Raw genomic sequence first — 24,048 nt, forward strand, 5'->3', positions numbered from 1 at the left:
GGCCCATCACCTGCCCTCTTGTCCCGCAGCAACCGTTGCCGGAACTCGCGAGGATCGGATGATGGACCCCCGCCTTCGCGGGGGAACAGAATAAGTGATGTAACAGAAACCGGAGACTCGAAATGACCCTGCGCCGCGCCGCCATTGTCGCCCCGATCCGCACCGCCGTCGGCAAGTTCGGGGGCGCGCTGTCGTCGATGACTGCGGGCGAACTCGGCGCGGTGATCCTGAAGGCGCTGATCGAGCGGACAAAAATCGACCCCGCGCGCGTCGACGACGTCGTCTTTTCGCAAGGCTATGGCAATGGCGAGGCGCCGGCGATCGGCCACTGGTCGTGGCTGGCCGCGGGGCTGCCGCTCGAAGTGCCGGGATACCAGCTCGACCGCCGCTGTGGATCGGGGCTGCAGGCTGTGGTCAACGCCGCGATGATGGTCCAGACGGGGATGGCCGACGTCGTCGTCGCGGGCGGCGTCGAATCGATGTCGAACGTCGAACATTACAGCACCGACATTCGCAAGGGGGTGCGCGCGGGCAATCTGACGCTCCACGACCGGCTGACGCGCGGGCGGCTGATGTCGCAGCCGGTCGAACGCTTCGGCGTAATCAGCGGCATGATCGAAACCGCCGAAAATCTGGCGAAGGATTATGGTATCAGCCGCGAGGCGGCCGACGCCTATGCGGTGTGCAGCCACCAGCGCGCGGCGGCAGCGTGGGCGAACGGCCTGTTCGACGACGAACTGGTGCCGGTCAGCGTGCCGCAGAAGAAGGGCGATCCTGTGATCTTCGCGCATGACGAAGGCTATCGCGCCGACGCGAGCATGGAATCGCTCGGCAAATTGCGCGCGCTCGAGGGCGGCGTCGTGACGGCGGGCAATGCGAGCCAGCAGAATGACGCCGCCGCGGCGTGCCTGGTGGTCGCCGAGGACAAGCTCGATGAGCTCGGCCTGGAGCCGATCGCCTGGTATCACTGCGCGGCGTCGGCAGGGTGCGACCCCAGCCGCATGGGCATCGGCCCGGTCCCCGCGGTCGAACGGCTGTTCGCGCGCAGCGGGCTCGGCTGGGGCGACGTCGACCTTGTCGAACTCAACGAAGCCTTTGCGCCGCAGGTGCTCGCGGTGCTCAAGGGTTGGGGATGGTCGGACGACGACAGCCGCCACGACATACTGAACGTCAACGGGTCGGGCATCTCGCTGGGTCACCCGATCGGCGCGACGGGTGGACGCATCCTCGCCAATCTGACGCGCGAACTGGTGCGCCGCGACGGGCGCTATGGGCTGGAGACGATGTGCATCGGCGGCGGGCAGGGCATCGCCGCGATCTTCGAGCGCGCCGCGTGATGGATTTGCGCTCCGCTTTGGAAGCGGCGCAGGCCTACCGCGGCGCGACGCAGGCGGCACTCGCCGCACGGCTGGCGGCGCGGCGGATCGATGACGAACAGCGCGCGGCGCACGGCTTTGCGTGGGTCGCGACGACGGTCGCGGCGCTGGAGGCCGTGCTGGACTGGCGCGACGCCGGCCGGGATGCGAACCCGCTCGACGCCACGATTGCGCAGCTCGCTTTCGCCGAAAGCATCGGCCAGCTCGTCGGCGGGCTTCCGATGGGGCAGAATGAGATATTCCGCCCCGCCGACCTTGGCCTTGGTCCCGAAGCGCGCGCGCTTGCCGAGGGCTGCGCGGAGCTGCTCGATGCCGACCACGCCGCACTGCGCGCGGAGGTTGCCGGCGCGCTCGCGGGCGCCGACTGGCCGAGCGAGACGTTGCACGACGCCGAGCTCGACGCGATCCGCGGCCAGTTTCGCCGCTTCACCGAGGCCGAGATCATTCCGCACGCGCACCGCTGGCACCTCGCCAACGCGCTGATCCCCGATGCCACGGTGCAGGCGATGGCCGATCTTGGCACCTTTGGCGTGTGCATTCCTGCGGAGTTTGGCGGACTCGGCCTGTCGAAGCTGGTGATGTGCCTCGTCACCGAGGAATTGTCGCGTGGCTGGATCGGCGCGGGATCGCTCGGCACGCGCTCGGAGATTGCGGGCGAGCTGATCGCGACGGGCGGCACCGACGCGCAGAAAGCCGAATGGCTGCCGAAGATCGCGCGCGGGGAGGTGCTGCCGACCGCGGTGTTCACCGAACCCGACGTCGGATCGGACCTCGGCTCGCTGCAGACGCGCGCGCGGTTCATGGACGGCCGCTGGGTCATCGACGGCGCGAAGACGTGGATTACCCACGCCGCTCGCTCGGACCTGATGACCCTGCTCGCGCGTACCTTGCCCGATGCCAAGGGCTATGCCGGACTGTCGATGCTGCTCATCCCCAAGCCGCGCGGCACCGACGCCGATCCCTTTCCCGCCGCGGGCATGAGCGGGAGCGAGATTGCAGTGCTCGGCTATCGCGGGATGCGCGAATATGCGTTGCAGTTCGATGGGTTTACCGCGCCCGCCGACGCGCTGCTCGGCGGCGCGGAGGGGCAGGGGTTCAAGCAGCTGATGCACACGTTCGAAGGCGCGCGGATCCAGACCGCGGCGCGCGCGGTCGGTGTGGCGCGGCGCGCGCTTGAGCTGGGGCTCGAGTATGCGATGAACCGCAAGCAGTTCGGCCGGGCAATCGTCGCCTTCCCGCGCGTCGCCGACAAGCTGGCGATGAGCCTCGTCGATTTCGTGATGGCGCGCGAGCTGAGCTATGCCGCGGCGCGCGCGAAGGACAGCGGCAAACGCTGCGACATCGAGGCGGGGATGGCGAAGCTGCTCGCCGCGCGCGCCGCGTGGGCGAATGCCGACGCCAGTTTGCAGATTCATGGCGGCAACGGTTATGCGCTCGAATATGAAATCAGCCGCATTTTGTGCGACGCGCGCATCCTCAACATCTTCGAAGGTGCGGCCGAGATTCAGGCGCAGGTGATCGCGCGCGGGCTGGTCGAGGGCCGCAACTGAGGCCATTCACGCGATCGCGCCTCCGATCGAGCTCGCTCGATGAAACCACCAGCTTCGAACGGTGAATCCCGATTAAGCGCTTTTCCGAACCCGCAAATTGATCCGACGCCTTGGCGTTAGAGTCGGATGTTACAGTGAATCGCGCCGCTCGTTCTGCATGTCACCGTATCATTGCACGGTGGAAACAGGAATTGACCCTGACGATCTTGATTTCGACTCATGATGCTCTATTCCAGGCCCGTGCAAGGCGCTCCCGACACCTACATCAGCCTGCTTTCGGCCGCGCAGATCGAAACGCTGCGGCACGTTTACGAACATAAAAACTCCAAGCAGATCGCGCGAATCATGAATGTTTCGCCGCATACCGTCGATGAACGGGTGCGGCGCGTGCTGAAAAAGCTCAACGTTTCCAATCGAATAGAAGCCGCGCGCATTCTCGCTGTTAACGGTGTTTTCGACCATGTTACCCCTTATCAGCCTTTGACATATCAACTGATCGACCTAGGCGACGATCCCCCCGCCCCCGATGCCGGACCGGGGCGCAGTTCGTTTCGGCGATTTTTCGATATTGGTTCGCCATTTCCTACCGCGTCCCAGCCGGTCAATCGGCATGGGTTGATGGAAAGGATTCTTTGGCCGATCCTCATCGCGTTTGCGACGATCTTGGCCTTCTCCGCCCTCTACTCGATCCTTGTTGGACTTGGTCGCGTTCTGACTTGACTGCTCGAACCGAATGCTGCGGGGGGGAAACCGGTAGCATTCTTTTTCAAGGAAAAAGATAATGCTCAACGAACGAGTTTCTGCGGCAAAAGAAGCGGGCGTCAAGCCGCTGGAGTCAAAGCGGATCGATTCACGCGACAACGATCGCAACGCCATCGACGCGTCGGCTTTCGCGAAGGCCGGCTGATCCGCAAGAAAGGTTGACTGCCACATATGTGGTCCGTCGCGATTTACTACGCTGTTTTGCTGTTTACCGTCGCCGTCGCAATCCGGCGCGGAGGAACGCTGGAGCGTTGGGCAGCCTATACGGCCTTGATCGCCTCGGTCCTCACGACGGCCGTGAATCCTTTTCCGACCTGGACTCACATCGAGGTCAATATCTTCATCATCGACGTCCTGGTGCTCCTGAGCTTCTGGTTCACGGCCCTTCGGACGCAGCGTTTCTGGCCATATTGGATCACCGGGTGGCAGCTGATCGCCATTTTCGGCCATATCCAGAAACTGATGTTCGTGGAGATATTGGCGCGGCCTTATTCGCTGCTGTCGATGTATATATCCTATCCGATCCTGTTGCTGATCATCTACGCATCGGGATCGTCGGGTCGGCGAGAGGAAATTGCGGCTTAGCGGTGGCTCCCAGGGGTGTTGTCACAATGCAGCAATTCTCGAACCAGGAAATTGCCGACCTGAAATCACGGGTCGATCAGATCCACGATCTGTTGGCAAGCCGCCGCGACGAAGCGCCAGCGGCGTTGCGCCATTCCGCGATGGAAACGCGGAGTGAAACGGCGGCCGACGCCGCACTGCTCGATCAGCTGGCATACAGCATCGAGATCCGGCGTATTCGCCGCGTTCATTTCGGCGGTGCCGACATGTCGGGCCCGGCGTGGGACATGATGCTCGACCTGATGCTGGCGAGCGCCCACGGCCGCATGCTCAGCGCCAGCGACCTTGCCACGGGCGCGGGCGTTCCGCTGTCGTCGGGGCTGCGCATGATCGCGCTGCTCGAACACTGCGGGCTTGTCCATCGATCGATCGACGAGCGCGACCGCCGACGGACACTCGTCCGCCTGACCGATATCGGGACCGAGCGCATGGCGTCCTATTTCAAAAAGATCGGCTCGGCCCGGCAGGGCGGACAAACGCTGGCGGCTTAATCCCTCGGGCCGGACGCGGCGCATGGGGCCGCGCGCCGCGCCCGGTCATTTCCTATTCGGTGATCTCGCGCATCATGCGTTCGACCTTGATCATCGCCTCGCGCTTGATCTGGCAGATGCGCGCCGCGCTGACGTCGAGCGTCAGGCCGATTTCGTGGAGGTTGAGCTCTTCGAAAAAATAGAGCTGGAGCACCATCTGCTCGCGTTCGGACAGGCGGCCGACGCATTGGCGCAGCGCGCCCATCAGATCCTCCTGCTCGCAGCGCTCGTCGGCGCCCGCATCTTCGTCGGCGGCGAGGAAGGCCCCGATCTCGGTCAACTCGTCGAGCGAGGTCGAACGGCCGTGCGTCGCATTGCGTTCTAGCGCGAAATAATCCTCGGCCGCCATGTCGAGCGCGACCGCCATTTCGGCCGCGCTCGGCGCGCGCAGCAATTGCTGTTCGAGCGCGGCGCGCGTCGCCTGGAGCCGCTTGGCGGCGACCATCGCCGACCGGCCGACGTCGGCTTCGCGGCGGAGCTGGTCGATCATCGCGCCGCGAATGCGCGTCGAGGCATAGGTCGCAAAGGCGAAGCCGCGTTCCTCATAATGGCGGCTCGCCTCGATGAGTGCGATCAGCCCGGTCTGGATGAGGTCGTCGAGTTCGCTCGTCCGCGACACGCGCGAGAACACCTGCCACGCGATCTTCCGGACGAGCGGGGCATATTCCTCGACCAGCGCGTCGACGCTTTCGCCATAGCCCTGCGGGCGCAGCGCGCGTCCGGTCGCGCCGCCAAATTGCTCGGCGGACTCAATTCTCATGTATCTGATCCTCCATATGGGCATCGGGCCCGGGCGCGAGGCGCGGCACGTCGGCGCCGATCGTCGCGACGATTTCGGTCTGCTTGGTCGCCGGAATCTCGAGGTAGGAGATGACGGCAACGTCGGGGAAGGTGGCGCGCACGAGGCGCGAGAGCGCCGAGCGGCAGATCGGCGAGGCGACGAGCGCAAAGCTGCGCGTCGAGAGCAGCAGCGGTTCGACCGCCTGTCCGACCTGTTCGATGATCTTCATCGCCATGCCATGCTCGAACGGCCATTCGGCGGCGGGATTGGCGCGCACAGCCTGGTTGAGCAGCACTTCGACCTCGGGGCTGAAGGTCACGACCGGCAGTGGCATCCGGCTCGGCACGATCGTCTGGACGATCAGCGCGCCGATACGCTGGCGCACCGCTTCGACGAGGTCGCTTTCACCGAGCTGCTGCGCCGACAAGGCAACCATCGCTTCGGCAATCTTGCGGAAATCGCGCAGCGGCACGCGCTCGACGAGCAGCGATTTGCAAAGGCTGGCGACGCGCGGCAGTGCATAGCCCTGCGGCGACAGATTCTGCGCGAGCTGCGGGTAATGCGTCTTCAGATTGTCGATCAGTGCCTGCGCATCGTCGATGCCGAACAGTTCGGCGGCGGCGCCGACGATGCTGTTGTTGAGGTGGGTGGCGACCACGGTCGCCGGATCGACGACGGTATAGCCTGCGGCGATCGCGTCATTCTGTGCCGTCTTTGGAATCCAGAGCGCGTCGAGGCCGAAAGTCGGATCCTTGCACGGGCGTCCGGTCACCTGGCGCACAAGATCGCCCGAATCGAGCGCGAGCATTTCGTTGGGGAAAACCTCGTCCTCGCCGACGATCACCCCTGCGACCGAGATGCGATAGACATTGCCGGGCAGCGACAGGTCATCGGTGACCTTCACCGGCGGGATGACGAACCCCAGCTCTTTCGACAATTGACGGCGGATGCCGGTAATCCGCGTCATCAGCGGCGCGCCCTTGCGGTCGTCGACGAGGGCGACGAGCGCGTAGCCGATTTCGAGCTGGCACGCGCTCGCGTCGCTGACGTCGGCCCATTCGATGCGCGACGGGTCGGGCGCGGGCGCCACCGGTTCGGGTGCGGCAGCGACCGCCGCTTCGGCGCGGCGCAGCTGCCAGCCGATGGCGAAGGCCAGCGCCGCTGCGGGCAGGATCAGCATCTGCGGCATCGCGGGGACGAGGCCGAGAATGAAAAGAATGCCGCCAACCGCGGTCCAGATGAGCGGCGAAGAGAATTGGCTGCCGATCTGGCCGCTGAGGTCGAAGGGCGACGCGACGCGGGTGACGATCGCCGCGGCGGCGATCGACAGCAGGAGCGCGGGGATCTGCGCGACGAGCGCGTCGCCGATCGCCAGCGTGATATAGGTCGCGCCCGCCTCGGACAGGCTGAGGCCGTGGCTGAACATGCCGAGGATCAGTCCGCCGACGATGTTGACGAACAGGATCAAAAGGCCCGCGACGGCGTCGCCCTTCACAAATTTCGACGCACCATCCATCGAGCCGTAGAAATCGGCCTCGGTGCCAACCTCGATGCGGCGCGCCTTGGCCTCTTCGGGGGTGAGCAGCCCGGCGTTCAGGTCGGCGTCGATCGCCATCTGCTTGCCGGGCAGCGCGTCGAGCGTGAAGCGCGCCGATACTTCGGATACGCGGCCTGCGCCCTTGGTGATGACGATCAGGTTGATGATCATCAGCACGACGAAAACGAACAGGCCGACAACATAATCGCCGCCGATCAGCACCTGGCCGAACGCTTCGATCACATGCCCCGCCGCCGCTGTGCCCTCGTGACCGCTGACGAGCACGACGCGCGTCGACGCGACGTTGAGCGCCAGGCGGAACAGGGTTGCGAGCAGCAGCACCGTCGGAAAGGCCGAAAAATCGAGCGGCTTCGATGCCTGCAACGCGACCATCAGGATCAGCAAGCTGATCATGATGTTCGCGACGAAGCTGATATCGAGGATGAGCGGCGAGACGGGGATCACCATCAGCGCGACGAGGATCAGCATCCCCGCCGGCAGCGCCGAGGCGCCGGCGATACGGCCGATATTGCGAAGGTCGAAGCCGACGGTCATGCCGCGCCTCCGCCGAGCGAGGCAAGCCGGCGATAGGCGTCGGCGGCAAAGCCCATCGAGAGCTTTTTGGGCATAGGCTGGATATCCATCATCTGGAGCGGCGGGCGCCCGCCGCCCTTCGCCATGCCGCTCGAGCTGCTTGCCTGTGCAAGCCAGCCCTGCGGGGCATAGGGTTTCATATTTTCCGTCTTGCCGCCGTCCTCGAGCTTTGCGCGAAACCGGTCGCGGATCTCGGCAAGGCTGCGCATACTGCCGTCGCCGGCATAAAAGACCGAACGGTTCGCGGCCGCCGCCTCGGGCATCATCGGCGCGCCGGGCTGGTCGGGATCGGCGGCGAGCGCGGTGAGGAACTTGGCGGCACCGCCCGATCCCAGGAAATGCGCGAGATACAGGTCGACGGGTTCGGCGCTGCGGCCGATCCGGCTTTCCAGATAGGTGCGATTGTCGCCGGTCAGCGCCGCGGCCATCGTCGATGCGGCGACGGGATCGTCGCGCAGCGCGAAAATCTGATCGCGCAGCACCGGGTCGGCGACCGACAGGCGGCCCGACGCATCGCGACCGATCGCGTCGGCGGCCCAGGCAAGGCCGTGGTTCGCGCCATGCCGCTCGAGCGTCGCGAGCCACGTCTGCTTGGTGAACTGATATAGGCCGCGCGCCGACGAGGTCGACGCCTTCGCGTTCGGATTATAACCGCTTTCCACCCGCGCGACGTCGAACAGATAGTCGAAATCGATCCCGGTGCGCGCCGAGGCGCGCTGTACCGCGTCGAGCACCGGAGCGGCGATGCGGGCGGAGCCCTGGGGGGTGTTGATGGCGTTCATTGTCATGGTTCCGCTGGTTCAGCAGACCCAAAGCAATCATCATGCCATTTCGTAAAAAGTGCCTTTTGCTATATCTATATCAATAGCTTAAGGCCAATCCACCAGGCCGGGTGCCACGGATTTCGTGGCTTCTGTCAATCCGCTGACGCGTCCAGTCCTTCAGGATATTGACGCGCGTCGCGGCGGCTTCGAGCTGGCCGAGCGTCTGCCCGATCAGCGTCCGCGCGCGATGCTCGCTCCCGGGCGGGATCGGAGTTCCGCGAAACAGAATCACCGCGGTCGCAAGCGCTTCGGTTGCGGCAATGATCGCGCCTGCGTCATGTCCGTCGAGCGCGCCGATCAACGCATCGAGCCGCGCCTGCACCTCATCCATCGCTGCCAGCATCATTCGCCACCGCGGCCATGGAAGTCGAGCATCGCGCTGGCGATGATCGCAGGGTGGACGCTATAATTGCCGCTCGCGATCGCCGTCCGGAGGGCGGCGACGCGCGCGATGTCGACCGGAGGCGGCTGATCGGCGAGACTGTTCGACAGACGCGTCAGCCGCGCAGCGGGCATATTGTCCGCCGCCGCGCGTACCTCGGCGGGTGCGTGCGCCGATGCGATCGCCTCGCTGGCGACCCGGCGCAGCGGTCCGGTGCGGGCGATGCCGCTGGCGGGTCCGATCTTGCTGTCACCCGACATAAATGCCTCCATCGGGCGCCGTCAGAAAAGTGACGACGCGCTTCACGAAGGCTTTAACGGTGCATTACCAGGAGGATTAAGGGCGCCACCTGCAAAAAAGACAAAAGAAAGGCCCGGGCGCGTCGGAAAGCCGACGGCGACCAGGCCGTTCGCGCGAGAGCGCCTCTTGTCAGTTGTCGATGCGCGCGGCGCCCGGGCCGGTAACGGTGGCACTCAACGTCGATTTGCGGTCGCTGCCGTGCAGCGCAATCGTTTCGCCGATCCGGCCGTCCTCGACCGCGATTGCGGCATAGCCGATCGAATAGCTTGGCGTGTCGATTGTCACGCGGACGTTGTCGCCGCGGCGGATCACCGGCGCGCTCGGCGCCGGGCGCGCGAAGGATGCGGCAGTCGGTGACCCCGCCCCGGCAGACCCCGTCATCGCGACGCGCAGGCGCCAGCCGAGCGGAGCGCAGCGCACCGCGAGCGTATTGGCATCGATGGCGCTGACCGTGGCCGGTTCGGGGCAACGGGCAAGCTTGATGCGGCGATCGACGGGAGTCGCGGTGCGGCCGAGCGCGTTGGCAACGGTGGCGGTCAGCGCGTCGATTGCCTGCCAGTCCTCACTCGCCCCCTGGCCTTGCGCGGCGACCGGGGCGGCGATGGTGCTTGCGACAAGCGCCGCGAAAATTCTGCGGGACAAGGTTCGTCTCCTTCGATCCGGATTGCTGGCCCAGTGAAATGCACGAAGCGTGCCAGCCGCCGCTGCTGGCCGTGTTTGCCGTGGCGCTGCGCTGCCGCGTCGGTTTTTTGACGACGCCGCAGATCCGCCGTCTCTCTGTTAAATTAAAATATTGAAAAATATGACAAAAACGCTTTTGGCACAACCATTGCATTTTGGCTTGGGTGTTTTTCCGCGCGTCGGTGCCCGATGGCCCGGTCCCGGCAAGGGCCCGTCGCCGGATGGCGGCAAGCAAAGGAATGTGATGATGGCATCCGAGAAACTCTTTGGCCTGCATGCGACGGCGCTCCAGCTGCGCAGCCAGCGCATGATGATGCTCGCGTCGAACATCGCGAACGCCGCGACGCCGAATTACAAGGCGCGCGACCTCGACTTTGCGAAGGCGCTCGATCTTGCGCAGCAGGGCAGCTCGACCGAAAGCGCGGTCGCGTACCGCGTCCCCGTGCAGGCGTCGCTCGACGGCAACACCGTCGAGATGGCGACCGAACAGACAGCCTATGCCGAAAACGCGCTCGCTTATCGGTCGAGCCTCGCATTCCTCAGCGGCCGCATCAACACGCTGTCGCGCGCGCTGAAGGGCGAATGACGATGAACGGCAGCTTTTCCGTATTCGACATCAGCGGCCGCGCCATGTCGGCGCAGCTCGTGCGGCTCAACACCACCGCGTCGAACCTCGCCAACGCGGGGACGGTCGCGGGCAGCGAGGCGGGTGCCTTCCGCTCGCTCAAGCCCGTTTTTCGCACCGTGATGGACGATCAAGGCCGCGCGACGGTGCAGATCGATCAGGTCACGACCTCGAAAATGGCGCCGTCGAAGCGTCACGATCCGTCGAACCCGCTCGCCGACGCCGACGGCAATGTCTGGGAGGCCGCGGTCGATAGCGCCGCCGAACTGGTCGAGATGGTCGAAACCGCGCGCCAGTATCAAAACAACGTCCAGGTCCTGGAAACCGCCAAGGGCCTGATCAACGAAACCCTCAGGATGGGACAGTAAGATGAGCGTCAACAGTATCAACAACCCGAATCCCATATTCTATCCGCCGGGCACCAGCCAGCAGATGGACCAGAGCGATTTCCTGCGCCTGATGACGGCGCAGCTGTCGCAGCAGGATCCGTTCAACCCGGTCGACAATACCGAGATGGTTGCGCAGATGGCGCAATTTTCCAGCCTGGCCGGCGTCACCGAAACGAACGCGGTGCTCGCCCAGATTTCGGAGCAGCTCGCCGCGCAGACGCAGCTGCTGGAGGACATCAAGTCCGCCACCCCTACACCCACCCCCGTGCAGTAAGGATTAAGAGCATGTCATTTTATACGTCGCTTTCGGGCCTCAAGGCATCGCAGACCGACATGTCGGTCATCTCGAACAATATCGCCAACGCCGCTGCGGTAGGCTTTAAGCGCAGCAAGGCGCAGTTCGGCGACATTTTCGCTTCGTCGCCGACGCAGTCGACCAAGATGATCGCGGGCCAGGGCACGCGCCTTAACGGCATCACCCAGCAGTTTACGCAGGGCACCTATGAATCGAGCGAAAAGACGCTCGACCTTGCGATCGTCGGCGAGGGCATGTTCATCGTCAAGGGCGAGCCGCCGCGCGAGCAGGTCACCTATACGCGCAACGGCTCGTTCGAGCCGACGCCCGATGGCTATGTCATCGATTCGACGGGTCAGAAACTCCAGCTCCTGCCGATCGATGCCGATGGCAATGTCACCGACAACACGCTTGCTGGCGCCTTCGATTTCCAGCTGCCCACCGGCGCGCCGTCGGACCCGACCTCGGCGCTGGTGAACGTCACGATCGGCCTCGACGGCCTCGTCACCGCGACCTTTGCCAATGGCGAGGATCAGAAGCTCGGCAAGGTAGCGATGGCGACCTTCCCGACGATGTCGGGTTTGCGTCCGATCGGCGATGCGCATTGGCAGTCGACGGGCGAAAGCGGCCCGCCGACGATCGACGCCGCGACCAACGGGCCGATGGGCGGGATCCGTTCGGGTGCACTCGAACGATCGAACGTCGACATCACCGAAGAGCTGGTGATGCTGATGGCGGCGCAGCGCAACTTTCAGGCGAATGCCAAGGCGATCGAGGGCGCGTCGCAGCTGACCCAGACGATCATCGGCATGCGCTGACGCACGGCTGATCGCCGCCCGCCGGGAGCAAACAGATGGACCGCCTTATCTATACCAGCCTCTCCGCGATGCGGGGCAGCATGTCGCGGCAGACGGCGATCGCCAACAATCTGGCGAATGCGCAAACGCCGGGCTTCCGTGCCGACATGGCGAATGCGCAGTCGCTGTGGCTCGATGGCAACGGGCTCGACGCGCGTGCCATGGCGTCCGAAGAGGTGCTCGGCGCCGACATGCGGGCGGGCGCCGTCACCTCCACCGGTCGCGACCTCGACATCGCGATGCAGGGCGACGCGCTGCTCGTCGTCCAGGCGAAGGATGGCGAGGAGGCCTATACGCGGCGCGGCGACCTGCAGGTTTCGCCGAGCGGGCTCCTGACCACCGGCGACGGCAACCCCGTCCAGGGCGGCCAGGGGCCGGTGACGATCCCCCCCGCCGACGCGATCACGATCGACCAGCAGGGCCGCGTGTGGATCGTGCCGCAGGGCGGCGATCCCGAAAATCCGCAGGAGGTCGACCGGCTGCGGCTGGCGACCCCCGCGGGGTCGGAGATCGCCAAAGGGCTCGACGGCCTGTTCCGCGTCAAGGGCGGCGGCATATTGCCCGACGATCCCGAAGCGCGGCTGCTCACCCGTTCGATCGAAGGGTCGAACGTCACCGCCACCAGCGCGCTCGTCGAGATGATCGAGGCGAGCCGCAGCTGGGACACCCAATTGAAGATGATCGGCGACGTGCGCGACATGGACAGCGCGACCGCCAATCTGATGCAGCTTCCCCGTTAAGGAGAAAATAGATGAGCCTCGGCGCCTTGCACGTCGCACGTACCGGTCTGGATGCCCAAAGCTTCCGGATGCAGGTGATCGCGAACAACCTTGCCAACGTCAACACAACGGGCTTCAAGCGCGACCGCGCGAGCTTCGAGACGCTGAGCTATCAATTGATGACGCAGGCGGGCGCGCCGTCGACCGCGGAAAACCGCTATGCGACGGGGCTCAACCTCGGCACCGGCGTCGCCTTGAACGGCACCGCGCGCATCGACACGCAGGGGACGTTCCAGACGACGGGCAACGGGCTCGACGTCGCGATCGACGGCGCCGGATACTTCCAGGTCGAACTGCCCGACGGGCGCATCGGCTATACCCGCGCGGGCAATTTCGGCCGCGCGCCCGACGGCACGATCGTGACCTCCGACGGCAAACCGCTGAGCCCCGCGATCCAGGTGCCCGAAGACGCCAGCGGCGTGTCGATCGGGCTCGACGGCACCGTCTCGGCGACCGGCGCCGATGGCACCGCGCTCGAACTCGGCCGCATCGAAATCGCACGCTTTTCGAACCCCGCGGGGCTCCAGGCGATCGGTGGCAACATGCTCGTCGAAACGCAGGCCTCGGGCGCGCCGCTCGTCGGCGGCGCGGGCGAGGAAGGGCGCGGCACGCTGCGCGGCGGGATGCTCGAAGGATCGAATGTCAATGTTGTCGAGGAACTCGTCGACATGATCGAGACGCAGCGCGCCTATGAGGTCAATTCGAAGATGATCTCGGCCACCGACGAAATGATGAAAAATGCGTCGCAGACTCTCTAAGCTGGCGATGCTGGCCTTCGCGCTCGCGCCCGCTACGGCGCTCGCGAAGGACACGCTGCCGCCTGACGCCTTTTCGGCGACGATGCCGCTGCCGCCGGCGCCGCCAACGGCCAACGGCTCGATCTTTCAGGGCGCCTATGTGCCGCTGACGTCGGGCGGCCGTGCCGGGCAGGTCGGTGACATCATCACCATCCAGCTCGTCGAGCGCACCGCCGCGACCAAAAGCAACGCCGCAGGCACGCAGCGCGACGGCAATATCGGGCTGACGCCGCCGAGCACCGGCCCGCTGTCGCTGTTCAACCCCAGCGACATCGCAATGGGGGGCGGCCAGCAGTTCAAGGGCAAGGGCGATGCCTCGCAATCGAACGCGCTGTCGGGCGAGGTCAGCGTGACCGTCGCCGCCGTCTATCCCAATGGCACGATGCTGGTGAAGGGCGAGAAATTCCTGACGCTTAACCGCGGCGACGAGCGCGTCCAGATTTCGGGCATTGTCCGCGCGATCGACATCAGCCCCGACAACCGCGTGCTGTCGACGCGCGTCGCCGATGCGACGATCCGTTACGTCGGCAAGGGCGAGATCGCCCGCGCCAGCCGCCAGGGCTGGCTGCAGCGCTTCTTCTCGATGATCAGCCCCTTCTGAAGAGGAATATAAAGTGACCCAGCGTCCGTCCCTGTTCACCTTGTTCGCGCTCCTGCTCGCGGGGCTCGTCTTCGCCGCCCCCGCGCAGGCCCAGCGCATCAAGGATATGGGCCAGTTCCAGGGCCTGCGCGCCAACCAGCTCACCGGCTACGGAATCGTCGTCGGGCTTGCCGGGACGGGCGACGACAGCCTCGACTATTCGACGCTCGGCATGAAGGGCGCGGTGTCGCGTTTCGGCCTGACCTTGCCGCCGGGGGTGAACCCGGCGCTGAAAAATGCCGCGGCGGTAATGATCACCGCCGAACTGCCGCCCTTTGCCAAGCCGGGCCAGCGGCTCGACGTCACCGTGTCGGCGATCGGCAAGGCGAAATCCCTTCGCGGCGGCACGCTCGTGCTCGCGCCGCTCTATGGCGCCGACGGACAGATTTACGCAATGGTGCAGGGCAATCTCGTGATCGGCGGGCTCGGCGTCGACGCCGCCGACGGGTCAAAGCTGACGGTCAATGTGCCGTCGAGCGGCCGGATCGCGGGCGGCGCGACGGTCGAGCGCGCGGTCGACACCGGCTTTGCGACGAGCGACTGGCTGACCTTCAACCTTCACCAGTTTGACGCGACCAATGCCAAGCGCGTCACCGACGCGATCAACGCCGCCATTCCCGGCAGCGCATCGATGATCGACGGCGCCAGTATCGCGATCCGCACCGCCGGCAACGGCGATGATCGAATGCGGCTGATGTCGCAGATCGAAAATCTGGGCGTCCAACGCGCCGAACCGCCCGCAAAGGTGATCGTCAATGCGCGCACCGGCACGGTCGTCATCAATGGCGCGGTCCGCGTCGGCACCGCGGCGGTCAGCCATGGCAAGCTTACCGTGTCGGTCAAGGAATCGCCGATGGTGGTGCAGCCGGCGCCGTTCAGCCGCGGCGAGACCGCGATCGAACCGTCGAGCGAAATCGAAGTGGCGGAGGATTATCGCCCCGCCTTCCTGATGCAACCCAATGCCTCGCTCTCCCAATTGGTCGATTCGATCAATCGGCTGGGCGTTCCCCCCGGCGACCTCGTCGCCATCCTCGAGGCGCTGAGCCAGGCCGGCGCGCTCACTGCGGAACTGGTGATCATATGACGAACTCCATTTCTTCGATTTCGGCGACGCCGACCCCCGCGGCTGCGGGGGGCGGTGACGGCGGGCTGCGCAAGGCGGCCGAGGCTTTCGAGGCGGTGATCCTGCGCCAGCTGATGGCGTCGATGCGGCAGGCAAAGCTCGGCGACGATATTTTCGGGTCGAGCGCGACCGACAATTTCCGCGAAATGGCCGACGCGCGCACCGCCGACAGCCTCGCCGCCATGCGCCAGTTCGGCATCGCCGACATGGTCGAGCGGCAGTTTCGCGGCCAGACCGGCGGCCTCGCGGCCCGCTTTGGCGGAGGCGTGCAATGAGCGATCTTCTCGGCATCGGCTACAGCGGGCTCAAGGCCTATTCGCGCGCGCTCGCGACGATCGGCGACAATATCGCCAACGCGCAGACGCCCGGATATGCGCGGCGCCGGCTGGAGATGATGGAAGCCGTCGGTGGCGGCAATTCGATTTTCTATCGCGGCAACACCAACCCCGGCGGCGTCGATATTCGCGGGCTGGACCGGTCGGTCGATCAATGGCTGATCGCGGATTCGCGCATCACGTCGGGCGATGCCGAACGCGCGGCGGCGTATCTCGACTGGCTCGGCAAGGTCGAAGGCGCGCTCAGCGACGAAACCAACGGGATCAAGACCGGGCTTACCGAGCTGTTCACCACTGCAGACCAGCTCACCGCCGATCCGTCGAACGCCACGCTCCGCGCGCAGTTCCTGCAATCGGTCGACGATATTGCCTCGGGCTTTCGCACTGCGGCCGACCAGCTGGCGGGCATGAGCGACGGGATTTCGGGCGCGGCGACGAGCGCGGTCAGCGACTTCAACGCCAACCTTGACGCGCTCGAACAGATCAACATCGGGCTGCGCAAGGCGCGGCCGGGATCGACCAACGAAGCGAGCCTGCTCGACGAGCGCGACCGGTTGCTCGACCAATTGTCGTCGCAGGCGGGGGTCAGCGCGACCTTCGACAATAATGGCGCGGTGACGCTGCGCGCTGCCGGATCGGGCGACCTGCTCGTCGGCGGCGGGGTCGTGAATCCGATCGCCGTCACGACCGCGCCCGATGGCCGTCTGTCGTACAGCATCGGCGGGGCGCCGCTCGCGATCTCGACCGGGTCGCTGGCGGGATTGGCCGAGGGCGCGAACCATGTCGCCGATCAGCGCGCCGCGCTCGATACGATGGCCACCGATTTCGCGGCACAACTCAATGCCGCGCATCAGGCGGGCACCGATGCCAACGGCAATCCCGGCCAGCCGCTGTTCACCGGAACGAGCGCGGCGACACTGACCGCGGCGCCGCTGACGCCCGATCAGGTGGCGGCGGCCGATGCGTCGGGCAGCAACGGCAATATGCTGGCGTTCGGTACGATGCGCGGCGCCGCCGATCCCGAGGCGCGCTGGTCCGGGCATATGGCGACGCAGGCCCAGACGGTCGCTGCGGCGCGGGCGCAGGAAGCGGCGGCGATGACGCGCGCCGATGCGGCGGCCGCGGCGCGCGACAGCGTCAGCCAGGTCGACCTCGATACCGAAGCTGCCGAACTGCTGCGCTATCAGCAGGCCTATTCGGCGGCCGCGCGCACGATCCAGGTCGCGCGCGAAACGATGCAAACGCTCTTGAGCTCGCTCTAGGAAAGGCTTGGCACGATGATTAACGCCGTCGGCAATCGCATGACCCGCGAAATCGCCCGCCAGCAAAGCCTGGCCGAACAGCTCGAACGGACGCAGATTCAAATTTCGAGCGGCAAGAAATTGCTGCGCATGTCCGACGATCCGGTCGCTGCGCGGCGGATCGCGACGATCGGTACGACGCAGGCGAGCATGACCGCCTGGGCGGCGAACGTCAATTCGGCCTCGGCGCTCCAGTCGCAGGCCGATGGCGTCATGGAATCGGTCAGCAGTCTGATGACGCGCGCGCGCGAGCTGACGCTCGCCGCGGTCAGCGACACCGCAAGCCCTGCCGACCGCGCGACGATTGCCGCCGAACTCGGCACGATTGCCGACGAGCTCGATGCGCTCGCCGCGACGCGCGATTCAAATGGCGAGCCGCTTTTCGCCGCGGGGCCGGCGCGCGTCATGCGCTTCGATGCCAATCTCAGCTTCGCGCCGGTGCCGTCGGCCGCCGACGTGTTCGTGATCGGCGGCAACAGCCTGTCGACCGGCATCCGCGATGCCGCGGCCGCGGTTTCGGCGAACGACAAGGCGGCGATGAACGCATCGCTCGACACGCTGGCGACCTCGATCAGCCATGTCGCCGACGAACATGCCAAGATCGGCCTGGCCGGCGGACGGCTCGACCGTATTGGGGACGGACTTGCCGCGCGCGGGATCACATTGGCGGACGAACGCTCGGTGGTCGAGGATACCGACCTTACGGTCGCGATCGCGCAGCTCAATGCTCAGGAATTGACGCTGAATGCCGCCCAGGCGGCCTTCGCCAAGATCAACCGGCAGACCCTGTTCGATCTTTTACGCTGACGGCGCTCAATATTGGGGCCGCGCTGCCGTTAATTATCAAGACGTCCTTTGGATTTGCGGGCGACCGGCCCTGACCGGCGCCCGATTGGAGTGGCTCGCGAATGTTTCCCGTTGTCGGCATCGTCGTTCTGATCCTGCTGGTGTTCGGGGGCTTTGCGCTGACCGGCGGCAACCTCGGCCCCGTCATGCACGCGCTGCCGCACGAAATGCTCATCATCGGCGGCGCCGCGCTCGGCTCGCTTATCATCGGCAATTCGGGCGCCGACCTGAAAGCGCTCGCGGGCGGGCTCGGCAAGGTGTTCAAGGGTCCGCAGTATAAAAAACAGGATTATCTCGACTGCATCCTGCTCGTCTCGTCGCTGATGAAGATGATGCGCACCGAAGGGCCGGTCGCGGTTGAACCGCATATCGAAGATCCGAAGAATTCGACGATCTTTCAACAATATCCCAAGCTGTTGAAGGACGATACGCTCGTTCACCTGATCTGCGACACGCTGCGCCTCGTCGTCGTCTCGTCGGGCACGCTCGACCCCCACGCCGTCGAGGAGGTCATGGACAACGCCCTCAAAAGCCACCACCACCACAGCATGAAACCCGCCGAGGGCCTGCAAAGCCTGGCCGATGCGCTCCCCGCGCTCGGCATCGTCGCCGCGGTGCTCGGCGTCGTCAAAACGATGGGCTCGATCGACAAGCCGCCGGCGATTCTGGGCGGAATGATCGGCTCGGCGCTTGTCGGCACCTTCCTCGGCGTGCTGCTCGCTTATGGTCTCGTCGGACCCTTTGCGACGCGGGCCAAGACGGTGGTCGAAAGCGACAACGCTATCTATCATACCGTCAAACAGCTCATCATCGCTTCGCTCCACGGCCACCCCCAGCCGCTGGTGATCGAGGCCGCGCGTTCGGGCGTCGATCACCATAACCAGCCGAGCTTCGCCGAAGTATTCGATGGAATGCGAGGCCGCTGATGGCTGCGCGTCCCAATACGCCGGTACGCCCGATCATCGTCAAAAAGGTGATCGAGGCCGGGCACGGCGGCCATCATGGCGGTGCGTGGAAAGTCGCCTATGCCGATTTCGTCACCGCGATGATGGCCTTCTTCCTGCTTATGTGGCTGCTCGGCGCGACGAACGAAAAGCAGCGCAAGGCGCTCGCGGACTATTTCGCACCCACGATCGTCCAGACGAAAACCGAGTCCGCCGGATCGACCGGCCTGTTCGGAGGTGACTCGCTGGTTTCGGTCGATAAATATCCGCACGGCGCGGCGCAGACGGGAACGCGCTCGATGACCATTCCGCGCGATGCGGTGGGCGGCCCGCGCGAGGCATCAGGGCGCGAGCGCGAGGCCGAATCGAAGAGGTTCAATCTGCTCGCCCAGTCGATGAAGGACCGCATCCAGAGCAAGGGCGACCTCAAACGGCTCGCGCGCAACCTGCGCTTTACCGAGACGATGGAGGGCCTGCGCATCGACATCGTCGACGACGCCGACTTCTCGATGTTCGTGATCGGCACGAGCCAGCTGACCCCCGCCGGCGCCAAATTGTTTGCCGAAGTCGCAGTGCCGATCGCCGAGGCACCCAATCAGCTGATGATCCGTGGGCATACCGACGCTGCGCCCTGGTCGGCGAAGGCGGGGACGAACAATTGGCGCCTGTCGGTCGATCGCGCCGAGGTCACGCGCCACTATCTCGAGTTCCGCGGCATCGCCACCGATCGCTTCGCGCGAATCGAGGGCGTCGCCGATCGCGAGCCCTATGTCCCGGCGGACCGATTCGATCCGCGCAACCGTCGCATCTCGATCACGCTCGGCTGGCGGTCGGGAAATTAGAGCCAATTTGGCAGTATATCGAAAGCGATTAACGCAAAAACGCCACAGACGCTTTCATTGTGGCAATAACGACGTATTTTGAATGAGTTAACCGTGCATCGATAAGCTTTTGTTTACCATTTTAATCAATTTCTGAATCTATCGAAGGGGCGCCGAGCGGGCGGCGCGATGGAGACCAGAATGTCTGTGGGGCACAATAATCAAGCAACGCTTGAGGCGTTGATTATCGGCAGCAGCCCGGCCGCGTGCCGGCTGCGCGAAATGATCCGCCGCGTGGCGCGATCAAATGCTTCGGTCATGCTCTGCGGACCGTCAGGGTCGGGCAAGGAACTTGTCGCCCGGGCGATTCATGACGAGGGTGCCCGGGCGGGCAAGGCCTTTTCGGCGATCAATTGCGGCGCGATTCCGGGCGAACTTATCGAATCCGAATTGTTCGGGCATGAAAAGGGCAGCTTTACCGGCGCCCATGCCCGCCGCGTCGGCCATTTCGAGGCAAGCGAGGGCGGCACAATCTTCCTCGACGAAATCGGCGACATGCGTTTCGACATGCAGGTCAAGCTGCTCCGCGTTCTCGAAGACCGGACGATCGTCCGAGTTGGCAGCAGCGACGTGAAGGCCGTCGACGTTCGCGTCATTTCGGCCACCCATCAAGATCTCGGGGCCGCGATCGCCGAAGGCAAGTTCCGCGAAGACCTGTTCTTCCGGCTCGGCGTGGTTGTGCTCCAGGTCCCCAGTCTGGCGAGGCGCACCGAGGATATTCCCGCACTTATTCGCCATTTTCAGCGCAAGATGCCCGCCGACGCCAAATGCCGTTTCGATGCCGACGCGATGGCGGCCCTCATGCAGCACGAATGGCCCGGCAATGTTCGCGAACTGAGGAACTTCGTCGAACGCGCCAGCGTTCTGCACGGCGGCGAGACGCTTGATGCGTATGACGTCGCGATGCTCCTGAATCCGATCGCAGCGCATGCACCGCGGCCGGCTGCCCCTGACAGCGCCGCCGAACGGGCCGACGCGGACGATCAACCCGTCATGGCCTTCGCCGCTCCGGCCGCACCGGTCGCCAAGACGCCGGCACCGGGCCGCCCGATCGACCTGAAGCGCGAGATCGAGACGATCGAACTCGAACAAATCCATGTCGCGCTCGACCTGGCCGACGGCATCATTTCGGAGGCAGCGCGTCTGCTGACGCTGAAGCGCACCACCTTGATCGAAAAGATGCGCAAATATGGCGTCCACCAGCAGGCGGCCTGACCGCCGATTCGGCACGCGTTTCGGCATCCGCTGAAAAAAGGGAGCTATGGTCCGCGCCTTCGCATGAAGGGCGGGCCGTTTACCCTCGCCTTATTGAGCTGGCAGCGTCAGCGAATCTGCCGCCATGCGGCGCTGATCGTCTTGATGCCCTCGAGCAGTTCGGCGAGCCCCTCGGCGCTGTTGGCCGCAACCGCATCGTCGAGCTTGCGGCGCATACTGCGATAAACGCGCGACAGCGCCGTTGCAACGTCGCCGCCCTTGTCGCGGTCGAGATTGACGTCGAGTCCGATCAGAATCGCGCGCGCACGGTGCGCGGGTTCGGTTGCGGATATCCGCTGACCCTGCCGCACCATGGCTTCGAGAACACCGACCGCGGTTTCGAGCTCGTCATAGAGCATCGTCACCAGCTCGACGGGGTCGGCGGCGGCGGCGCGGCTTTCATTTTGCAGGCGGCGATAGAGTCCGGTCGCCCGGACGGTCGATGCAGTGGCGGTCACGGCGGCGGTCCTTGAAGTCTAAACTTAATCGTTACCCTGGTTGCTCCAGAGCTTGATCTGTTGTTCGAGATAGGATTGCGTCGCCTTGAACGCCGCGAGCTTGGCCTCGAGCGCACCATATTGTTTCTCAAGGCGTTTCCGGTAGGCATCCTCGCGTTCCTCGACCTTGGCGAGCTGGTCGGCGAGATCCTCCTGCTTCGCTTCGAGCGAGCGGGACACGCGATCGATCGCGCCGTTGGAGCCGACGGCCTTGTCGCGGATCGCGTCGAGTGCGGCGGCGATGCCGGGATCGGACGTCTCATTATGCGTTGCGTCGCGGCGCGGGTTGAACAAGGCCTCGACGGCGCCGGCGTCGTTCTCCAGCGCCTTGTCGAGCTTGGCATTATCGACCGCCAGCAGACCCTCTTTGGTGACCGAGATGCCGATGTCGGACAGCTGGTTGATGCTGCCGTGGCTGGAAATCACCTGATGGATCAGCCCGCCGAGCTCGCGTTCGAGCGCGCGCAGCGAGGTCGTCGCGCCCGGCAGCTTGGAGGCCGCGGTCAGGCTGGCCTTGAGCTGGTTATACACCGCGACAAAGTCGCCGACGGTCTGTTTGATCATTTCAAGCGGGCGGCTCGCGCCGATATCGACGGGCTGGCCGGGCGCTGCCTTTTTCAAAGTCAGCGACATGCCGGGCACAACATCGTCGATGATGTTTGTCGCCCGGCTGAACGCGACTCCGTCGATCGTGAATTCGGCGTCTGCGGCGCTTTGGCCGAGCGTCATTCCCGCGGCATCGGTCGCAAAGGCGGCAAGCCCCGGTTCGGCGCCCGCGTCGGCGGTGAGGGTGAAGGCGTTCGCTTCGCCCGTCGGGCCCTTCAGAATCAGCCGGTGGCCGCCCTCGTCGGCGATGATCGACGCGGTCACGCCGGCGCCGCTGGCGTTGATCGCATTGGCGAGGCCGTCGAGACTATTGTTGGTCGCGTCGATGGTGATCGTCTTCGCGACGCCGCCCACGGTCAGCGTCATCGTGCCCGTGCCAATGGCGGCGGCACGATTGGCAACGACCGCCGAATAATTGGTCTGCGCGCGCGCGAGCTGGTTGACGATAACGGTCGCGGCAAAGCTGTCGGCCGACAAGCCTGCGCGGCTCGTCGCTCCGAGCACGCTGTCGTCGGACACTGTCGGCGTACTGCGCAGCGTGCCGTCGGCGATCATCTGGCTCAGCGAATCGGCAAAGCCGTCAAGATCCGAGCGCGCCTGCGCCACGGCGCTGATCCGCGTCTGGTTTGCCTGCGTCAATTCGGTCAGGCGCGCGACCTTCGGTTCGCGCGATGCTTTTGCCAGGTCATCGACGAGCTTTGGAATGTCGATACCGGACCCGAAACCCAGGCTGTTGGCAATTGAACTGACCATGGCAAATATCCTTCGCACTCCTTAACGGCGGCGCGTCGGGGATCTTAAGCCTGACGGCGGCCTTCCGGATCGAAACGATGCGAAGGCGGTATGTCGACGACCGGCGGCGCGATGCCGTCGGCGATCGCCCGCTCGAGCTGGAAGACGAAGGCGAGCACGGTTGCCACCGCGACGAACAATTCTTCGGGGATTGTGCGGCCGGCACGCGCTGTAAAATATATGGCGCGGGTGAGCTGCGGATATTCGAGGATCGGCACTTCTGCCGTTCGCGCCAGCTCGCGGATCGACAAGGCAACGTCGCCGCGCCCGCGCGCGACGACCACCGGCGCGGCGTCGGTGCCAAGACGATAACGCAGCGCGACCGAAAAATGCGTCGGATTGGTAAGGACGACGGTCGCCTCCGACACCGCCTTGCGCGCCGATCCGCTCAAGATCTCGTGTGCGCGTTGACGCTGCGCCTGCTTGAGTTCGGGGGCGCCGTCGGACTGGCGCATTTCCTCCTTCACCTCCTGCTTGCTCATCATCAGCCTTTTGTTGCGCTGGAACCATTGCACCGGCACGTCGATGAGCGCGATGATGACAAGCCCGCCGGCGAGCGCGAGCATTGCATGGCCGATCGCCTTGCCCGCCAGACCGATCGCAGCGATCAGGTCGGCGCCGGCCATCGACATGATCGCGGGCAGGCTGCGCGCGACGAGCCAGTAGCCGATGCCGCCGAGCAGGATCACTTTCGCCAGCGCCTTGCCCAGCTCGGTCGCGCCCTGCATCCCGAACATGCGCTTGAGCCCGGTCATCGGGTTGATGCGGTTGCCCTTGAAGTGCAGCGCCTTGCCGCGCCAGCCCATCGAGCCCAGCATCGCGGGGCCTGCGACCGCCGCGCCGATCGCCAGGGCGAAAAGGCTCGCAAGCGGCAGCAGGATTTCGGCGCCATTGCGCATCAGCGCCTCGCCCGGTGCGAAATCGGTCACGTCGGCGGCCGTCAGCGTGAGCCCGCGGCGCACCAGATCGCCCGCCGACTGTACGAACCAGCCGCCCGCGGCGACGATCCATCCCGCGGCGGCAAGCATCATCAGCGCGGTCGCGAGCTCGCGCGACATCAGCACATCGCCCTCGCGCATCGAATCGGCGCGCTTCTTTGCCGTCGGCTGTTCGGTTTTCTGATCCTTGTCGGGACCTTCCGCCATC

The 24,048-nt window shown here is 65.2% G+C and carries 29 protein-coding genes; 20 read left to right on the plus strand and 9 right to left on the minus strand.

Annotation, left to right across the window (positions count from 1 at the left end; translation table 11 throughout):
* Positions 1 to 122 precede the first annotated feature (122 nt).
* The 6 genes from VSX77_RS07885 to VSX77_RS07910 all read left to right on the plus strand — a co-directional run bounded on the left by VSX77_RS07885 (position 123) and on the right by VSX77_RS07910 (position 4,803).
* On the plus strand, positions 123 to 1,337 hold the full coding sequence (locus tag VSX77_RS07885; RefSeq protein WP_338427090.1) for an acetyl-CoA C-acetyltransferase: 1,215 nt from the start codon (positions 123 to 125) through the stop codon (positions 1,335 to 1,337).
* The gene (locus VSX77_RS07890) at positions 1,337 to 2,926 is read left to right on the plus strand and encodes an acyl-CoA dehydrogenase family protein (RefSeq protein ID WP_338427091.1); all 1,590 of its coding nucleotides are present in this window, start codon (positions 1,337 to 1,339) and stop codon (positions 2,924 to 2,926) included. Before VSX77_RS07885 ends, VSX77_RS07890 begins: the two co-directional genes overlap by 1 nt.
* Positions 2,927 to 3,145: 219 nt before the next feature.
* The gene (locus tag VSX77_RS07895; protein WP_338427092.1) at positions 3,146 to 3,646 is read left to right on the plus strand and encodes a response regulator transcription factor; all 501 of its coding nucleotides are present in this window, start codon (positions 3,146 to 3,148) and stop codon (positions 3,644 to 3,646) included.
* Positions 3,647 to 3,707: 61 nt separating this feature from the next.
* A complete protein-coding gene (locus VSX77_RS07900; RefSeq protein ID WP_338427093.1) occupies positions 3,708 to 3,833 on the plus strand; it encodes a hypothetical protein in 126 nt (41 codons plus the stop codon).
* Between the two features lie 26 nt (positions 3,834 to 3,859).
* The gene (locus VSX77_RS07905; protein ID WP_338427094.1) at positions 3,860 to 4,273 is read left to right on the plus strand and encodes a hypothetical protein; all 414 of its coding nucleotides are present in this window, start codon (positions 3,860 to 3,862) and stop codon (positions 4,271 to 4,273) included.
* Between the two features lie 26 nt (positions 4,274 to 4,299).
* Positions 4,300 to 4,803: a MarR family transcriptional regulator gene (locus VSX77_RS07910; RefSeq protein ID WP_338427095.1), complete on the plus strand. Its 504-nt coding sequence runs from the start codon at positions 4,300 to 4,302 to the stop codon at positions 4,801 to 4,803.
* Between the two features lie 52 nt (positions 4,804 to 4,855).
* Here VSX77_RS07910 and VSX77_RS07915 read toward each other — a convergent pair whose 3' ends face one another.
* The 6 genes from VSX77_RS07915 to VSX77_RS07940 form a co-directional block, all read right to left on the minus strand.
* Positions 4,856 to 5,602: a sigma-70 family RNA polymerase sigma factor gene (locus VSX77_RS07915; protein WP_338427096.1), complete on the minus strand. Its 747-nt coding sequence runs from the start codon at positions 5,600 to 5,602 to the stop codon at positions 4,856 to 4,858.
* Positions 5,592 to 7,715, minus strand: coding sequence for a flagellar biosynthesis protein FlhA (gene flhA / locus VSX77_RS07920; RefSeq protein ID WP_338427097.1), 2,124 nt, complete (start codon positions 7,713 to 7,715; stop codon positions 5,592 to 5,594). The genes VSX77_RS07915 and flhA overlap by 11 nt, the downstream gene beginning before the upstream one ends.
* On the minus strand, positions 7,712 to 8,542 hold the full coding sequence (locus VSX77_RS07925) for a transglycosylase SLT domain-containing protein (RefSeq protein ID WP_338427098.1): 831 nt from the start codon (positions 8,540 to 8,542) through the stop codon (positions 7,712 to 7,714). Before VSX77_RS07925 ends, flhA begins: the two co-directional genes overlap by 4 nt.
* A gap of 73 nt (positions 8,543 to 8,615) precedes the next feature.
* Positions 8,616 to 8,924, minus strand: a complete 309-nt coding sequence (locus VSX77_RS07930) for a hypothetical protein (protein ID WP_338427099.1) — start codon at positions 8,922 to 8,924, stop codon at positions 8,616 to 8,618.
* The gene (gene flgM, locus VSX77_RS07935; RefSeq protein WP_338427100.1) at positions 8,921 to 9,220 is read right to left on the minus strand and encodes a flagellar biosynthesis anti-sigma factor FlgM; all 300 of its coding nucleotides are present in this window, start codon (positions 9,218 to 9,220) and stop codon (positions 8,921 to 8,923) included. Before flgM ends, VSX77_RS07930 begins: the two co-directional genes overlap by 4 nt.
* Positions 9,221 to 9,389: 169 nt before the next feature.
* Complete coding sequence (locus VSX77_RS07940; protein ID WP_338427101.1) at positions 9,390 to 9,902, minus strand: flagella basal body P-ring formation protein FlgA; 513 nt, start codon at positions 9,900 to 9,902, stop codon at positions 9,390 to 9,392.
* A 283-nt stretch (positions 9,903 to 10,185) separates the two neighbouring features.
* On the opposite strand from VSX77_RS07940, the gene VSX77_RS07945 reads away from it, so the two are divergent.
* From VSX77_RS07945 to VSX77_RS08010, 14 genes are all read left to right on the plus strand, one after another.
* Positions 10,186 to 10,527 (plus strand): flagellar basal body rod protein FlgB, encoded by a 342-nt coding sequence (locus VSX77_RS07945; RefSeq protein ID WP_338427237.1) that lies wholly within the window; start codon positions 10,186 to 10,188, stop codon positions 10,525 to 10,527.
* Positions 10,524 to 10,934: a flagellar basal body rod protein FlgC gene (gene flgC, locus VSX77_RS07950; protein WP_338427102.1), complete on the plus strand. Its 411-nt coding sequence runs from the start codon at positions 10,524 to 10,526 to the stop codon at positions 10,932 to 10,934. The genes VSX77_RS07945 and flgC overlap by 4 nt, the downstream gene beginning before the upstream one ends.
* 1 nt (position 10,935) lies before the next feature.
* Complete coding sequence (locus VSX77_RS07955; RefSeq protein ID WP_338427103.1) at positions 10,936 to 11,229, plus strand: flagellar hook assembly protein FlgD; 294 nt, start codon at positions 10,936 to 10,938, stop codon at positions 11,227 to 11,229.
* Positions 11,230 to 11,240: 11 nt separating this feature from the next.
* The gene (locus VSX77_RS07960; protein ID WP_338427104.1) at positions 11,241 to 12,068 is read left to right on the plus strand and encodes a flagellar hook basal-body protein; all 828 of its coding nucleotides are present in this window, start codon (positions 11,241 to 11,243) and stop codon (positions 12,066 to 12,068) included.
* A gap of 35 nt (positions 12,069 to 12,103) precedes the next feature.
* A complete protein-coding gene (flgF, locus tag VSX77_RS07965) occupies positions 12,104 to 12,847 on the plus strand; it encodes a flagellar basal-body rod protein FlgF (RefSeq protein WP_338427105.1) in 744 nt (247 codons plus the stop codon).
* Positions 12,848 to 12,858: 11 nt separating this feature from the next.
* Positions 12,859 to 13,644 carry a flagellar basal-body rod protein FlgG gene (gene flgG / locus VSX77_RS07970; protein ID WP_338427106.1) on the plus strand — a complete coding sequence of 262 codons (786 nt, stop codon included), beginning with the start codon at positions 12,859 to 12,861 and terminating at the stop codon, positions 13,642 to 13,644.
* Entirely contained in the window at positions 13,625 to 14,284 is a 660-nt protein-coding gene (locus VSX77_RS07975; RefSeq protein WP_338427107.1) for a flagellar basal body L-ring protein FlgH, read from the plus strand. The genes flgG and VSX77_RS07975 overlap by 20 nt, the downstream gene beginning before the upstream one ends.
* 13 nt (positions 14,285 to 14,297) lie before the next feature.
* Positions 14,298 to 15,407 carry a flagellar basal body P-ring protein FlgI gene (locus VSX77_RS07980; protein WP_422397297.1) on the plus strand — a complete coding sequence of 370 codons (1,110 nt, stop codon included), beginning with the start codon at positions 14,298 to 14,300 and terminating at the stop codon, positions 15,405 to 15,407.
* Complete coding sequence (locus tag VSX77_RS07985; RefSeq protein ID WP_338427108.1) at positions 15,404 to 15,721, plus strand: rod-binding protein; 318 nt, start codon at positions 15,404 to 15,406, stop codon at positions 15,719 to 15,721. The genes VSX77_RS07980 and VSX77_RS07985 overlap by 4 nt, the downstream gene beginning before the upstream one ends.
* Positions 15,718 to 17,043 carry a flagellar hook-associated protein FlgK gene (flgK, locus tag VSX77_RS07990; RefSeq protein ID WP_338427109.1) on the plus strand — a complete coding sequence of 442 codons (1,326 nt, stop codon included), beginning with the start codon at positions 15,718 to 15,720 and terminating at the stop codon, positions 17,041 to 17,043. The genes VSX77_RS07985 and flgK overlap by 4 nt, the downstream gene beginning before the upstream one ends.
* Before the next feature lie 15 nt (positions 17,044 to 17,058).
* On the plus strand, positions 17,059 to 17,889 hold the full coding sequence (locus VSX77_RS07995) for a flagellin (protein WP_338427110.1): 831 nt from the start codon (positions 17,059 to 17,061) through the stop codon (positions 17,887 to 17,889).
* Between the two features lie 101 nt (positions 17,890 to 17,990).
* On the plus strand, positions 17,991 to 18,854 hold the full coding sequence (motA, locus tag VSX77_RS08000) for a flagellar motor stator protein MotA (protein ID WP_338427111.1): 864 nt from the start codon (positions 17,991 to 17,993) through the stop codon (positions 18,852 to 18,854).
* Positions 18,854 to 19,714, plus strand: coding sequence for a flagellar motor protein MotB (locus tag VSX77_RS08005; RefSeq protein ID WP_338427112.1), 861 nt, complete (start codon positions 18,854 to 18,856; stop codon positions 19,712 to 19,714). Before motA ends, VSX77_RS08005 begins: the two co-directional genes overlap by 1 nt.
* A gap of 180 nt (positions 19,715 to 19,894) precedes the next feature.
* Complete coding sequence (locus VSX77_RS08010) at positions 19,895 to 20,968, plus strand: sigma-54 interaction domain-containing protein (protein WP_338427113.1); 1,074 nt, start codon at positions 19,895 to 19,897, stop codon at positions 20,966 to 20,968.
* A gap of 107 nt (positions 20,969 to 21,075) precedes the next feature.
* Here VSX77_RS08010 and fliS read toward each other — a convergent pair whose 3' ends face one another.
* Genes fliS through flhB form a run of 3 tightly spaced genes read right to left on the minus strand, consistent with a single transcriptional unit; the run spans position 21,076 to position 24,047 of the window.
* Positions 21,076 to 21,465, minus strand: coding sequence for a flagellar export chaperone FliS (gene fliS / locus VSX77_RS08015; protein WP_338427114.1), 390 nt, complete (start codon positions 21,463 to 21,465; stop codon positions 21,076 to 21,078).
* Positions 21,466 to 21,489: 24 nt separating this feature from the next.
* The gene (fliD, locus tag VSX77_RS08020; RefSeq protein ID WP_338427115.1) at positions 21,490 to 22,863 is read right to left on the minus strand and encodes a flagellar filament capping protein FliD; all 1,374 of its coding nucleotides are present in this window, start codon (positions 22,861 to 22,863) and stop codon (positions 21,490 to 21,492) included.
* Between the two features lie 44 nt (positions 22,864 to 22,907).
* A complete protein-coding gene (gene flhB, locus VSX77_RS08025) occupies positions 22,908 to 24,047 on the minus strand; it encodes a flagellar type III secretion system protein FlhB (RefSeq protein WP_338427116.1) in 1,140 nt (379 codons plus the stop codon).
* Position 24,048 lies beyond the last annotated feature (1 nt).

Origin of the sequence: Sphingopyxis sp. TUF1 (assembly GCF_036687315.1) — a bacterium.
Classification (GTDB): Bacteria; Pseudomonadota; Alphaproteobacteria; order Sphingomonadales; family Sphingomonadaceae; genus Sphingopyxis; species Sphingopyxis kveilinensis.